13 protein-coding genes are annotated in these 13,582 nt (G+C 67.0%); 10 read left to right on the top strand and 3 right to left on the bottom strand.

All coding sequences use genetic code 11. From position 1 onward, the window contains the following. Positions 1-138: 138 nt before the first annotated feature. The gene (locus G3N92_RS12615) at positions 139-558 is read right to left on the bottom strand and encodes a GNAT family N-acetyltransferase (protein WP_339385906.1); all 420 of its coding nucleotides are present in this window, start codon (positions 556-558) and stop codon (positions 139-141) included. A 171-nt stretch (positions 559-729) separates the two neighbouring features. On the opposite strand from G3N92_RS12615, the gene G3N92_RS12610 reads away from it, so the two are divergent. The 4 genes from G3N92_RS12610 to G3N92_RS12595 all read left to right on the top strand — a co-directional run bounded on the left by G3N92_RS12610 (position 730) and on the right by G3N92_RS12595 (position 4,600). Beyond that, positions 730-1,392, top strand: a complete 663-nt coding sequence (locus G3N92_RS12610) for a GntR family transcriptional regulator (protein WP_206127855.1) — start codon at positions 730-732, stop codon at positions 1,390-1,392. Further along, a complete protein-coding gene (locus G3N92_RS12605) occupies positions 1,376-2,623 on the top strand; it encodes a dicarboxylate/amino acid:cation symporter (protein ID WP_206127854.1) in 1,248 nt (415 codons plus the stop codon). Before G3N92_RS12610 ends, G3N92_RS12605 begins: the two co-directional genes overlap by 17 nt. A 216-nt stretch (positions 2,624-2,839) precedes the next feature. After that, a complete protein-coding gene (locus G3N92_RS12600) occupies positions 2,840-3,634 on the top strand; it encodes an autoinducer binding domain-containing protein (RefSeq protein ID WP_206127853.1) in 795 nt (264 codons plus the stop codon). A 639-nt stretch (positions 3,635-4,273) separates the two neighbouring features. Next, positions 4,274-4,600 carry a hypothetical protein gene (locus G3N92_RS12595; RefSeq protein ID WP_206127852.1) on the top strand — a complete coding sequence of 109 codons (327 nt, stop codon included), beginning with the start codon at positions 4,274-4,276 and terminating at the stop codon, positions 4,598-4,600. A 70-nt stretch (positions 4,601-4,670) separates the two neighbouring features. On the opposite strand, the gene G3N92_RS12590 is transcribed toward G3N92_RS12595, so the two are convergent. Then, entirely contained in the window at positions 4,671-5,813 is a 1,143-nt protein-coding gene (locus tag G3N92_RS12590) for a TDT family transporter (RefSeq protein WP_206127851.1), read from the bottom strand. 231 nt (positions 5,814-6,044) lie between these two features. On the opposite strand from G3N92_RS12590, the gene G3N92_RS12585 reads away from it, so the two are divergent. From G3N92_RS12585 to G3N92_RS12565, 5 genes are all read left to right on the top strand, one after another. Beyond that, positions 6,045-6,980, top strand: a complete 936-nt coding sequence (locus tag G3N92_RS12585) for a LysR family transcriptional regulator (protein WP_206127850.1) — start codon at positions 6,045-6,047, stop codon at positions 6,978-6,980. Between the two features lie 379 nt (positions 6,981-7,359). Then, positions 7,360-7,707, top strand: coding sequence for a DUF4148 domain-containing protein (locus G3N92_RS12580; RefSeq protein ID WP_206127849.1), 348 nt, complete (start codon positions 7,360-7,362; stop codon positions 7,705-7,707). Positions 7,708-7,802: 95 nt separating this feature from the next. Next, positions 7,803-8,585: a response regulator transcription factor gene (locus G3N92_RS12575; RefSeq protein ID WP_206127848.1), complete on the top strand. Its 783-nt coding sequence runs from the start codon at positions 7,803-7,805 to the stop codon at positions 8,583-8,585. A gap of 369 nt (positions 8,586-8,954) precedes the next feature. Next, complete coding sequence (locus tag G3N92_RS12570) at positions 8,955-10,490, top strand: catalase (RefSeq protein ID WP_241014754.1); 1,536 nt, start codon at positions 8,955-8,957, stop codon at positions 10,488-10,490. Between the two features lie 93 nt (positions 10,491-10,583). Continuing rightward, positions 10,584-11,195, top strand: coding sequence for an ankyrin repeat domain-containing protein (locus G3N92_RS12565; protein ID WP_206127847.1), 612 nt, complete (start codon positions 10,584-10,586; stop codon positions 11,193-11,195). 88 nt (positions 11,196-11,283) lie between these two features. Here the strand turns inward: G3N92_RS12565 and G3N92_RS12560 are convergent, their stop codons facing one another. Further along, on the bottom strand, positions 11,284-12,480 hold the full coding sequence (locus tag G3N92_RS12560; protein ID WP_206127846.1) for an MFS transporter: 1,197 nt from the start codon (positions 12,478-12,480) through the stop codon (positions 11,284-11,286). Between the two features lie 110 nt (positions 12,481-12,590). On the opposite strand from G3N92_RS12560, the gene G3N92_RS12555 reads away from it, so the two are divergent. After that, positions 12,591-13,580 (top strand): AraC family transcriptional regulator, encoded by a 990-nt coding sequence (locus G3N92_RS12555; RefSeq protein ID WP_206127845.1) that lies wholly within the window; start codon positions 12,591-12,593, stop codon positions 13,578-13,580. The last annotated feature ends 2 nt before the right edge of the window (positions 13,581-13,582 follow it).

Raw genomic sequence — 13,582 nt, 5'->3', positions numbered from 1 at the left:
CACGCGCGCGCGCCGTTGCAGGCCGAACGCCGCGAGCCCGGCGAGCAGGGCGGCTGCGGCGAACGCCGCCACCTGCACCGAGAACGGCCCGACGCTCGTCACGTCCGGCGCTCGATGCGAATCGGTCGGGGCTTCATGTCAGATCGCCATCGCCATCCGGAAGAACAGCAGGTCGGGCTTGGCCGCCAGCCGCAACGGCTCGGAGTCGCAAGCGAAGCCGAGCCGTTCGTAAAACCCCTTCGCCGAATCGCGTGCCGTGCACCACAGGATCTGGCCGCCGCGCTCGCGCGCATGGCGCGCGGCGAGGTTGACCAGCAGGCGGCCGAAGCCGAGGCCGCGCAGCGATTCGTCGATCGCCATGCCGCGCAGCCGCCAGCCGTTCGGCGCCTGCGCGCTGCTGTCCTCGCGGCACACCGACGCCACGCCGACGATCGCCCCGGCGCGTTGCACGCCGAGGTGCAGCGTATCGGCGGCGAGATCGCCGGCCAGGCGCGAGGCGATTTCGTCGCCGTCGAGCAGCAGCCGGGCGCGCAGCGGGACCACCTCGTCGGCGGACACGCCGAGAATTTCAAAAAGTGAAGCCTGATTCATCATCCGAAGCGGGACCGGGAAAAACCTTCATTCTGATATGAAAACCCGTCAAATCTGACGGTTGTTCGGCGATTTGCGGCGGCGTATGCTCGTCGCGGGCCGATTGCGACAACGTAAAGACAATACTGCGATCTCAGGATGGAAGAAAAAATACATTCCGACGCTGACCACGCTTACGACGAAATTCGAACACGAATTCTCGACGGCAGGCTGGAACCAGGGCAAAAAATTTCTCACCGCGGGTTGGCGAACAAACTCGGCATCGGGCAGATGCCGGTGCGCAGCGCATTGCAGCGTCTCGCCACCGAAAACCTCGTGACCGTGTTCGACAAGCGCGGCACGTTCGTCACCGATCCCACCCACGACGATCTCCAGCAGATCTTCGAAGTGCGCCTCGCGCTCGAAAGCACGGCGGCGTATCTGGCCGCCTGCAAGGGGCCCACGCCCGCGCTCGCGGCCTCGGTGGAGCGCATGACGCGCCTGCTCGACAGCGGCGAGGCCGACATCATGGCCGAACAACGCATCGGCTGGGTGTTTCACCAGGAAATGTTTCTGGCCGCGAAAAACGAGCGGCTCCACAATTTCTACAAGCTGCTCAAGGCGCAAACGCTGGCCTTGAACGAACTGCCGCGTCAGGACAACGAAACGGTTCGGCGCGGCACCCTGGAACATCTGGCGATCTATGCCGCGATCCGCGACGGGCAACCCGAAGCGGCGCGCACCCACATGTGGCGTCATATCGTCGACGGCACTCCTGCACGCATTCAACTGATCCGGGCCGCACATGAATCAAAGGAATAGCAAGACCTCCCTGCCGTTGTGGATGATCGCCGCGCTGATCCTGGGCGCGATCGCGGGCGTGGCCGCGCCGCGCCTCGCGGCCGACGTCGGCTTTCTGTCGGTGATGTTCGGCCACGCGATCAAGATGGTGGTGATGCCGCTGATCCTGCTGTCGGTGACGGTGGGCAGCTTCCGCGCCGTCGAGCAGCGCCGCCAGCTCGGCCGCACGGCCGCGATCACGATCCTGTTCTTCATCGTCATGACGGCGATTTCGAGTTCGCTCGGCCTGGGCCTGAACTGGCTGTTCCGGCCCGGCGTGGGCGCGCCGCTGACCGAATCGGGTGCGTTGCCGCAGCATCTGGCGTCGAGCATCGATTGGCTCGGCTTCATCACCGACATGATTCCGCAGAACCTGGTGGCCGCGCTGGCGGCCGGCAACGCGATTCCCGTGCTGGTGTTCGGCGTGCTGCTCGGCACCGCGCTCGGCGCGGCGGGCGAGGCCGGGCGTCCGGCCATCACGCTGTTCTCGTCGCTGCTGGCGGGGCTGTTCAAGATGGTCGAGTGGATCGTGGCGCTGTCGCCGTTCGCGATCTTCGCGGCCGTGGCCGGGCTGATGAGCAGCCGCGGCGTGGCGGGCCTGATGCCGCTCGTGCGCCTGCTCGGCATCGCCTACCTCGGCATGGCGATCCTCGCGCTGCTGCTGAGCGCGATCGTGATCGCCACCGGCCAGCGTCCGCTCGCCGTGATCCGCAAGGTCAGCGAGCCGCTGATCCTCGCGTTCACCACGCGCTCGTCGGAAATCACGTATCCGGTCCATCTGAAGAAGCTGACGGAAATGGGCGTGCCGCAATCGGTGGCCTCCACGATCCTGCCGCTGTCCTACATTTTCAATCGCGACGGCGCGGTGCTCTACACGGCGCTCGCGGTCGGCTATCTCGCCGATGCCTATCACATCGTCTGGAGCTGGCCGCTCGCGCTGACCATTCTCGTGCTGACCATCATCACGATCGACGGCGCGGCCAACGTGCCGTCGGGCGCGGTGGTGGCGATCACGATCGTGCTGGCGGCGATCGGCCTGCCGGCCGAGGCCGTGCTGCTGATTCTCGGCGTCGACGCGTTCTTCGACATGGGCCGCACCGCGCTGAACGTGTATGCGAGCACGGTGGCGATGACGGTATCGATGCGGCTGTCGCGCAGCGAGCGCGACATAGCCGCCGATCAGATCGACGGCGGCGCGGGTCAGCCGACCTGAGCCGGGTGGCAGGGCCGTTGCGGGCGCAAGCGGTTGCGCCGGCAACGGCCCGGGTTCGATGCGGGCGGGCGATCGCTCGGCGGTGCGCAGCCCGCGAGGGCATCGCACCGCGTTTTTACGGCATCGGACCGGATAATCTGCGATCACAGTTTTGCGTCGGGGCGCCGGGTGCCGCTTGGCGGGGCCTCACATGCAAGGAGCAAGGAGTTGATGACGATGGCATGCGTGTTGCTGGACGAGCCGCGTAGCAAGGCAGGGCAGAGCGCCGGTGGCCCGGCGGGTTTCGAGGCCGACGATTGGCGGCTGTTCGACGAATTCGAGCGCGCGCCGCATTGCGAGGCCGTGCGCGCGATCGCGTCGCGGCTCGTGCGGCAGCTCGGCGGCGAACGTTTCGCATTCCTGCTGGTGCCGGCCGAGGGCGCGCCGCTGCGGGCCGCCGACGAACTGGCGTTGACCGATGCGGAGCCGGGCTGGCTCGGCACCTACCGGGCGCGGCGCTGGTTCGATGCGGACCCCGGCGTGGCCTATGCGCGCCGCACCTCCACGCCGATCGTGGCCACCGGCATCGCGGCCCAGACGGAAGGCCAGCACGCGCTGCGCGAGCACGATGCGGCGCACGGCTTTCGCGCCAAGCTGATCGCGCCGGCGCATCTGCCGACGCAGGGCCTGAGCGGCGTGCTCTACGTGGGCATCGACGCCAGCCCGCGCGAGGGCGAGGCGGCGTTGCACGCGAAGCGCATCTTCTACCGGCTGCTCGCCAGCGAACTGCTCGACTGGCTGGCGCGGCAGATGCGCCGCAACGCGTCCCGCGCGCTGGCGCTGACGGCGCGCGAGACGCGCATCCTGACGCTGCTGAACGGCGGCCATACCGCGAACCAGGTCGCCGCGCAGTTGTGCGTGGCGGTGCCGACCGTCTACGGCTATTACAAGCGGCTGAATGAAAAATTTTCCGTCAATCACATTTCCCTGACAGTAAAGCGCGCCGTCGCACTCGGCCTGCTCGATCCGTAATTCGAATGGCCGGGTTTTGCGCGCCAGCGTACAGGACTATAAAAATCGCTCGAATATCATTGGCGCATGAAATGCGGAGCGTAGAGTAAAACATCCTATTTTCTGTGCGTGCATATTCCCGGAATTTGTTGGAGAATGACGCCGGCCCATGTTCATGGGCCTTTCCGTATCCATTGGCAGGCCTCGCGCCATCGATAATCGATGCGCCGCGCAGCCATCTTCACGCCGGTGCGGCGGGTGATTCGAAGTAATCGTTTTCAATAACAAAATGGCGTTGATGCCGTGGGTGAGATAAAGCCGGGGTGCCGGCTTCATTGATTCCGCGATATTGAAAATAAGCCATGCATTCGATGTGCGGGACATTCCCCGTCAACACGCAATGATCCGGTCGCGCCGCTCGTGGCGGCGTCATTGCACTTCGATAGCGAGAGGCCATGAATACCTTATTTCACGAAGCACACCGCAGCCGTGCCGCGACCATCGAGAAGCTCTGCCTGGCGGCGAGCGCGCTGTTCGTCGTTTGCGCCGTGGCGCTCGCGATGTTCGGCGTTTGAGGCGCCGGACTGCAACCGCAGCAGGCGATCGGGAACCAGGCGGCTTCGCGCGCGAAGCCGGTCGTGAGGAAAGGAGCGAGGGCAGATGGACGTGCAGCGAATGCGGACGATGAAGGCGGGCATGGCGGGAGACATGAGCGGGGCGGCGGCGGGGCGCATGACCAAGGACGAGATGCGGATCGACGTGTTGTTCGGCCGCGTCCATGCCCAGGAGGCGCTGCTGAAGGCGATGATGGAGCAGTGCCGCGACCGCGACGGGCTGTTGCGCCGCCTCGACGCCGAAACCGAGCAGATGGGCCACGCGCTGCGCGACAGCGATTGCTCGCTGCTGATGTATGCGGCGTTCATGGAGCACACGGCCGCGCTGCGCGACAGCATCGCCGCCGATACCGTCTGCCCGAGCGGCAACTGATCGGCCTTCGCGCAATGCGCGAGCGGATCGGTCCCGATGTTCCGGGCGCCGATCCGCGTCGTTCCCCGCTTCAGGCCTGCGCGTTCGCCAGGCACGGCGCGCGGAACATGCGTCCTTCCACCAGCCCCCGCAGCGTGCGGGCGAGCACCACGATCCACAACACGCCGAGCAGGCAGGCGAAGCCTTCGCCGAGCTGCGTGAAGCCGCCGAAGCCGGTCACGCGGGCAAGATTGAACGTCGCGAGCGTGTACACGCCGATCGGAAACGTGAAACCCCACCAGCCCAGATTGAACGGCAGCCCCTCGCGGCGATAGCGCCACATGAACAGCAGCGCGCAGGCCAGCCACCAGAGGCCGGCGCCCCAGAGCAGCAGCGCGCCGAGCACGCCGAAGTCGCGGGCAAGCGCGGCCACCGATTGCAGCGCGGTGCCGGCGAAGGCGTGCGCGGCGGCGTCGCCGAGCGTGATCAGGCCGAGCGCGCCGGTGCCGATCGGGCCGAGCGTGAGCCAGCTCGTCACGCCCAGCTCGCGATGCGGCAGCTTGTGGATCACGAGGCGGAACAGCACGATCGTCAGGATCGAGAACGCAAGCGGCACCGAGATCGCCCACAACACATAGCCCGCACCCACCACCCAGCGCGCCGTTTCCACGTTCAGATGCGGGGCCAGCAGCGCCGCGCTCGAGGCGGCCACTTCAGGCGCGACGATCGGCAACAGCAGCGCGGCGGTCAGCCGTTCGAGGCTGTGGTCCTGCACCGTGAAGACCAGGTACGGCACGCCCACCGCCACTGCCACCGACAACGCCGCGTCGAACCCCCACAAGCCGAGCGCGACCGAGGCGGCGGCATTGCCGTCGTGGGCGCCGCCGAACAGCACGATGCCGTTGACGATCGGCGCAAGCCCCATCGGCAGCGTGCCGAGGAACAGCGACTGCATCGGATGACGAAGCATCGGCTGCACCGTTTCGCCGAACAGCACGAGGCGGCCAATGAACATCGCGGCGAACAGCGCGTAGAGCGCGATGTCGATGCGCCAGAGCCAGCCGGCCAGCAGCGGCTTGAGCGGCGACGCGCCCGGCAGCGCGTTCAGCACGAGGTAGACGACGCCCGTGCCCATCGTCACGGCGAACCAGTTCGGCGTGAACTGGCGGATGGCCTCGAGCCAGGCCGGGCGCGCGGCGGCGGGCGGGGTGGGGACGGCAAGACGGTGTGTCATGGTGAACTCCGCAGAGGTCGGGAGAAGATGAACCCAGTCTAGCGACGCGCCATGGATATAAAAAATACATATTAAGGATCGATGCGATGCGTTTTTGATATGCTTTGCGGCACGCTTTTCTTCATGGCCCGGGAATAAACGGCGCGTCGCGGTGTTTGCCCCGCGAGGGCGGCACGCGGCGCGCTCAGGCCATCCACCCACCCGCATCGCGGCTGTCCGCCGCGCGATCCGATGAACTTCACGCATCTGTTGGCGTTTTACGAAGTGGCCCGCGCCGGCAGCGTCAGCGCGGGCGCCGAGCGGCTGCGCGTCAGCCAGCCGGCCGTCACGCGCGAGATTCGCGAACTGGAGGCGCGGCTCGGCATCGTGCTGTTCGACCGCCTGCCGCGCGGCGTGGCGTTGACCGAGGCGGGGCGCGTGCTGTTCGATCACGCCGCGCGGATCTTCGCGCTGGCCGACGCGGCGCAGGCCGAATTGCACGAGATGGCGGGGCTGGGCGCCGGACAGTTGAAGCTCGGCGCGAGCAACACGCTGGGCGTGTATTGGGCGCCCGATCTGGTGTCGCGTTTTCACGCGCAATTCCCGCGCGTGGCGGTCGAGCTGGCCGTCGCCAACACCGAGCAGGTCGAGGCGGGGCTGCGCGCGTTGCGGTTCGCGCTCGGTTTCGTGGAAGGGCCGTTCGATGCCGCCGTGTTCGACGCCCGGCCGATCGGCGCCGACGAGATCGCCGTGGTGGCCGCCGCGAATCATCCGCTGGCCGGCAAACGGCTCGACCCGGCCGTGCTGGCCGATCGCGCCGTGATCCTGCGCGAACCGGGCTCGGGCACGCGCGCGATCGTGGAGGAGGCCTACGCGAAACTCGGGCTGCCGATCGTGCCGCGCATGTCGGTCGGCGACACCGAGGCGATCAAGCGCATGCTGCTCGCGCAGCCGGCGCTGGCCTATCTGTCGGTGCTCAGCGTGCGCGACGAGATCGCGCGAGGCGACCTGCGAATCGTGCAGGTCGACGCGCCGCGCATCGAGCGGGCGCTGCATATGGTGTGGCTGAAGGGGCGCTCGCTGTCGCCCGCCGTGCAGGCGTTGATGGCGCTTGTCGCGCCGCCTGCGCTTGCTGCCGCGCCGCCGCTTTCGTCTGCTGTGAAGCGCCGCCGCAAGCCGGCCGCCTGAATCCCGTTCCCCCGCATCCCCCGCATCCCCCGCATCCCCCGCAGCCGCCCCCAGCCGCCCCCAGCCTGCCGTTCCGCCCGCCGCCCGCACCCGCGAATTTTTTCGCGCGACGCATGTAACCGAATCCCCGCAGCGCACGATCTATTCATTGAGCGACGCAATCGCGACGCTCGACATGCAGGCAATCGAAGTTTTTTGCATCGGACCGGAATATTCGCATCGAGGCGGTGTTAGCCCATATGACAGGCCTTGATTTGCGAAGCAGGCAGGCCTGCCGAGCGGAGGAAAAACCTCCGATTGATAAGGATGCCGAATGTTATACGGGCGATACGAAACGCACCGATCGATGCATCCTCAACCTTTATCTGGAGCACTGACCATGAACAAGCTGACCACTCTCGCCATCGCACTCTGCGCCATCACGATCCCGTCGCTGTCGTTCGCTCAGACCCACGCGCCGCTCACGCGCGCTCAGGTCGTCGCCGAACTGACGCAACTGGAACAGGCCGGCTACGACCCGTCGGCCGGCGAAAACACCGATTACCCGGCGAAGCTGCAAGCCGCCGAAGCGAAGGTGGCCGCCGAGCAAACGGCGCAAGCGCAACAGCCGCAACAGCCGCAGCAAGCGCAGCGCGCCGCGATGCCCAAGACGCAAACCTCGGCCTCGATGACCAACGCCGATTGCACCGGCCCGGCCAGCTTCTGCAACACGTATTTCGGCAGCTGAGCCATGAGGCCGGTGTCGAAGCCTCGCGCGGGCGGATCCCGCCCGCGCGTGCCGAACCGCAGGATCGAACGCAGGCAACCGATGGGAGGCAGCCGATGCGCCATATTCTCGTGATCGAACCCGACGATGCGCAGTACCGGCAGATCGAGGCGGTACTCGAACGGGAAGGGCTGTGGCCGCAGCAGGCGGTCACGGCGCGCGACGCGCTGCATCGCGTGACGGGCGGCGGCCATGCGCTGGTGATCGTGGCGCACGAGATTGCCGACGTCGACGGGCCGACCATCGTTGCCGCCATGCGGGCGACCGGCGTGAGCGTGCCGATCCTGGCGACCGATGCGGCCGGCAGCATCGAGCGCTGCCTGCGCATGCTGAAGGCCGGGGCCGACGATTATCAGCCGTCGCCGATCGACTTCGACGAACTGGGCGCCCGGGCGCTCGCGCTGCTGCGGCGGCAATCGCGCGCGCCGGTGCCGGTGGACCCGTTGGCCAGTTCGCAATTGCATGCGGCCGGCATCGTGCTGGATCGGATCCGGCGCATCGTGTTCGTCGATTCGACGCTCGTGATGCTGCGTCCCACCGAATTCCGGCTGCTCGAATTCCTGATGCAGAACCAGGATCGCGTCGTCACGCGCCGCATGATTCTCGAGGCTGTCTGGCAGCATCATTTCGATCCGGGCACCAACCTGATCGAGGTGCATGTGAAGCAGTTGCGCGGCAAGCTGCACGACCCGAACGGCAAGCGCTTCATTCGCACCGTGCGTCGCGCCGGCTATTACTTCTCGGGCGACGCCGACGCTCAGGATCGCGAGCCGGCCCACGGCGCGGCCGCACGCGCGCGCGCCGATGCGGGGCGGATGACGGGCAGCCTGACTGCCTGACGGAAATGCGAGAGAATTATTTCCGATGTGCGATTGCATTCGGTAAAAACCGCCAATCGCAATTGACGCGGCGCAATAAATAATTCTCCAAAAATGGCTATCACGGTTTTGAGAATCGCGCTTCGAATTGCAGAAAAGAATCGGATTGCTGATCAATTGAGAATTGCTTGAGACACATCGAGGCCCTTTGTTTTAAAGGCTTTGGTGGCGGCGTTGGGGGCCGCCTGGCAGCCCTTTGCAACATCTGATTGAGCATCGCTATTTCCGCTATTGCGAATTCCAATTGGAGCGTTTCGATTCAAATAAATAGGATCCATTTCGTCCCGATTTGCCACATCCCCAGTGGTATCACTTCCTCACGGAGACGAAATGAAGAAACACAACAATCAGTCGCGTTGGGCGATTCCGGTGGCTGTCGGCCTGCTGATGTCGTCGTCGGCATTTGCCGCGAACCTGACGCGCGATAACGGTTCGCCCGTCGGCGACAACCAGAATTCGCAAACGGCCGGCCCCGCCGGCCCGGTCCTGTTGCAGGACTCCCATCTGATCGAAAAGCTGCAGCGCTTCGACCGCGAGCGGATCCCCGAGCGCGTCGTGCATGCGCGCGGCACCGGCGCGTTCGGCGAGTTCGTGGCTGATGCCGATATTGCCGACCTGTCGCGCGCCAAGGTGTTCGTGCCCGGCACGCACACGCCGGTGTTCGTGCGCTTCTCGACGGTGATGGGCTATCGCGGCTCGCCCGAGCAGGCCCGCGATCCGCGCGGCTTCGCGACCAAGTTCTACACGAGCGAGGGCAACTGGGATCTGGTCGGCATCAACCTGCCGATCTTCTTCATCCGCGATGCGATCAAGTTCCCCGATTTCGTTCACGCCAACAAGCCGAGCGCCGTGACCGGCGTGCAGGATGCGAACCTCGCGTTCGACTTCTTCGCGCACGCACCCGAAGCGACCCACATGCTGACGCGGCTCTACAGCGATGCAGGCATGCCCGATTCGTACCGGCGCATGGACGGCTTCGGCGTGCACGCGTTCAAGCTCGTCAACGCGCAGGGCCAGGTGCATTACGTGAAGTTCCATTGGAAGAGCGAGCAGGGCATGGCGGGGATTCGTCCGAAGGACATCCCGGCCTCGATCGGCCGCGACTGGAACCTGATGACGAACGATCTGTACGGCGCGCTCAAGCGCGGCGACGATCCGAAGTGGGACCTCTACATCCAGGTGCTGAACCCGGACGATCTCGACAGGTTCGATTTCGATGCGCTCGACGACACCAAGGTGTGGACCAACGTGCCGGAGCGCAAGATCGGCACCATGGTGCTGAACCGCGTGCCGGACAACTACTTCGAATCGACCGAGGAATCGGCGTTCGCGCCGTCGCGCATGGTGCCGGGCATCGAGCCGTCCGAAGACCGAATGCTGCAGGGGCGCATGTTCTCGTACGCCGATACGCAGATGTACCGCCTCGGGCCGAACTTCAACTCGCTGCCGATCAACCGCCCGCGCGTGCCGGTGGTGAACAACAATCAGGATGGCTTGATGAATGGCGGCGACCGCAAGGGCGAGGTCAACTACGAGCCGTCGACGCTGGGCGAGATCCCGCAGGATCCGCAATACAAGTACGTGCAGACGCCGCTGCGCGGCGCCACCCAGCAGGCCGCGATCCACAAGACGATGAACTTCGGGCAGGCCGGCGAGTACTACCGGTCGCTGTCGTCGCAGGGCAAGACGGACCTGGTGACGGCGCTGTCGGCCGATCTGAACCACGTCGCGAACGACGACAACAAGATCGCGATGCTGTCGTACTTCTACAAGGCCGATGCCGATTACGGCAAGCGTCTGGCCGCCGCGACCCACGCCGATCTGTCGCGCGTGCAGTCGCAAGCCGCGTCGCTGAGCGACAAGTAAGCGGCGCCGGCAGGGCAGGCGGGCGCACCGGCCGTGCGCGCCCGCCTGCCGATCCACGCATCGCCCATTTTCTTCCCGACGGAGCCCTATGACATGCCCTTCCGCAGCATCGACTTCCTCCGCTTCAAGACCGCGCTTGCCGCGCTGCTGCTGTCGCTCGGCGCCTGCACGGCGCCGGTGCTCCACAAGCCGGAACCCGGCGCCGCGGTGCCGGATCTCCACCATTACGACGACGACTGGTTCGCCGCGGCCCGGCTCGGCCGTACCGATATCCTCGACGCGCTGCTCCAGGCGGGGTACCCGATAAACGCGGCGACGCGCCAGGGCTACACCGCCTTGATCCTGACGGCTTACGACGCACAGCCGAAGGCGATGGAATTCCTGCTGTCGCACGGCGCGAACGCCTGCGCGGGCGATCGCAACGGCAACACCGCGCTGATGGGCGCGATCTTCAAGGGCGAGCTCGGCACCGCGCGGCGCCTGATGAGCACGCCGTGCCCGATCGATCAGGTCAACAACGCGGGCGAGACGGCGCTGTCGTTCGCCGCGCTGTTCGGGCGGCTCGATTTGCTGCCGGAGCTGGTCAAGCGCGGCGCCGATCCCGATCACGCCGACGCGCGCGGCACCACGGCGTTGCGGCTCGCGCAGGCGCAAGGCAACGATGCCGCTTACCACGCGCTGCTGACGGCGGGCGCGACGCGCTGAGCCGGCAATCGGCAGCCCGAACGAAAAAAGGCCACACGCCTGGCGTGTGGCCTTCTCCGCCGTGGCGGCGCGGCTTACATTTTCTCGCTTACTTCGCCTCGCGCCGCACCGGCACGCCGGCCACGATCGTTGCGACCGCAACGACCAGCACCACGGCCGCCGCGACGAACACGCCGGTTGCGCCGCGCGAGTCGAACACCACGCCGCCCGCCGCGGCACCGAGCGAGATCGCGAGCTGGATCGCCGCCACGATCAGGCCGCCGGCGCTTTCCGCCTCGTCGGGCACGATGCGCGTGACCCAGGTGGACCAGGCCACCGGCACGCCGCCGAACGCCGCGCCCCACAAGGCCACCAGCACCGCGTCGACCAGCGGCAGCCGGCCGAACAGCGACAGCGCCACGCCGAGCACCACCATCAGCGCCGGCATCGCGATCATCATCGGGCGCAGCCCGCGTTCGAGCGCGCGGCCCGCCACCGGCGTGAACAGGAAGTTCGCCACGCCGTAGCCGAGCAGGATCGCCGACAGCGCGTTGACGCCCACGCCGGCCACGTCCTCGAGGAACGGCCGCAGGTACGTGAAGAACGCGAAGTGGCCGGTAAACACCAGCGTGACGGCGAACATGCCGATGCCGACGGTGGGCCGGCGCAGCACGTCGACCAGCGTGCGCAGGCGCGTGGTGCCGCTCGGCGCCATCGACGGCAGCGTCGCGAACTGCGCCGCGAACGCGATCGCGCCGATCACGGCGGCCGCGTAGAACACGTTGCGCCAACCGATCAGGTGCCCGAAATAGCTGCCGAGCGGCGCGGCGGCGATGGTCGCCACGGCCACGCCGCTGAAGATGATCGACAGCGCGCGCGGCACCATCGCGGCCGGCACCAGCCGCATCGTGGTGGCGGCCGACATCGTCCAGAAGCCGCCGAGCGCGATGCCGAGCAGCACGCGTCCGGCCAGGATCGCGCCGAAGCCGCCGGCCGAGGCCACCAGCACGTTCGAGGCGACCAGCATCAGCGAGAACGCCAGCAGCACGCGGCGGCGGTCGATGCCGCGCGTGACCACGGCGGTCAGCAGGCTCGTGACGAGCGCCACCGCGGCGGTCACGGTGACGGCCTGGCCGGCCGTGCCTTCGGTGATGCCGAGGCTGTCGGCCAGCGGCGTGAGCAGGCTCGCCGGCAGGAATTCGGCGGTGACGAGCCCGAACACGCCGAGCGACATCGCATACACGGCGCTCCATGCGGGGTGTGCGACGGGGATCGCGTTATCGGGGGTAGGGGTGGCGATTTCCATGGGTCTGTGGCGTCCGCTTAGGGTTTACGACAAGCGCACAGATTACGGGCCGGCAGGATGACGGTCTATGACATACAATCCGCAAAACTTGATCATTCGTCCGAAACACGATGCCCGATTCCAGCGTATTCGACCCCGATAGCCACGATCTCGTCAGCGAACTGCTGCTCGGCATGCGCCTGAAGGGCGTGCAATACCGGCGCATTCACGTCGCGCCGCCGTTCGGCATGCGCTTCAACAACGCGGCCGATTGCGCGCAGTTCCACTTCGTCGGGCGCGGCACGGTGCTGCTGCGCGCGGCCAGCGGCGAGACGCTCGAACTGCGCGCGGGCGACGCCGTGCTGATGCCGCACGGCGGCCTGCACGCATTGCAGTCGGCGCCCGACGTCGCCTGCACCGAGATCGCCGATTTCGACTGTTCCAAGTTGTGCGAAACGATCGCGGCGATCAACGCGATGCACGAAGGCCGGCTCGCGAGCGGCGAGGTGGCCGACGACGTGCTGATCTTCAGCGGCTGGATGGAGCTCGACCTCGGCGGCATGCAGCCGCTGGTGGCATCGATGCCCGAGATCATGCACGTGGGCACGCTGCTCGAACGCTATCCCGAACTGCGCGCGATGCTCAATGCGATGGAGCGCGAATCGTGTTCCGAGCGCGCCGGCTTCGCGGCGGTGCTGGCGCGGCTGGCCGACGTGGTGGCCGCGTTCATCGTGCGCGGCTGGGTGGAGTGCGGCTGCGGCGATGCGGCGGGGTGGGTGCAGGCGCTGCGCGATCCGCGCCTGGGCCGTGCGATCGTCGCGCTGCATCGCGAGCCGGGCCGCAACTGGACGGTGGCCGAGCTGGCCGCCGAGGCCGGCAATTCGCGTTCGGTGTTCGCCGAGCGCTTCGTGGCGGCCACCGGCATGACGCCGGTGCGCTATCTGACCGAGCTGCGCATGCGCCTGGCCGCGCAATGGATCGCACGCGACCGCGAGCCGATCGAGGCCGTGTCGTACCGGCTCGGCTACGGCTCGCTCGCCGCGTTCAGCCGCGCGTTCAAGCGCACCATCGGCCGCCCGCCCGGCGCGGTGCGTGCGCAGGGCGAGAGCGTGGCGGGCTGATT

Source organism: Burkholderia sp. Ac-20379 (assembly GCF_017104645.1).
GTDB lineage: Bacteria > Pseudomonadota > Gammaproteobacteria > Burkholderiales > Burkholderiaceae > Burkholderia.
Note: the sequence above shows the minus strand (reverse complement) of the source record. Positions and strands in the feature narration are given on the sequence as shown.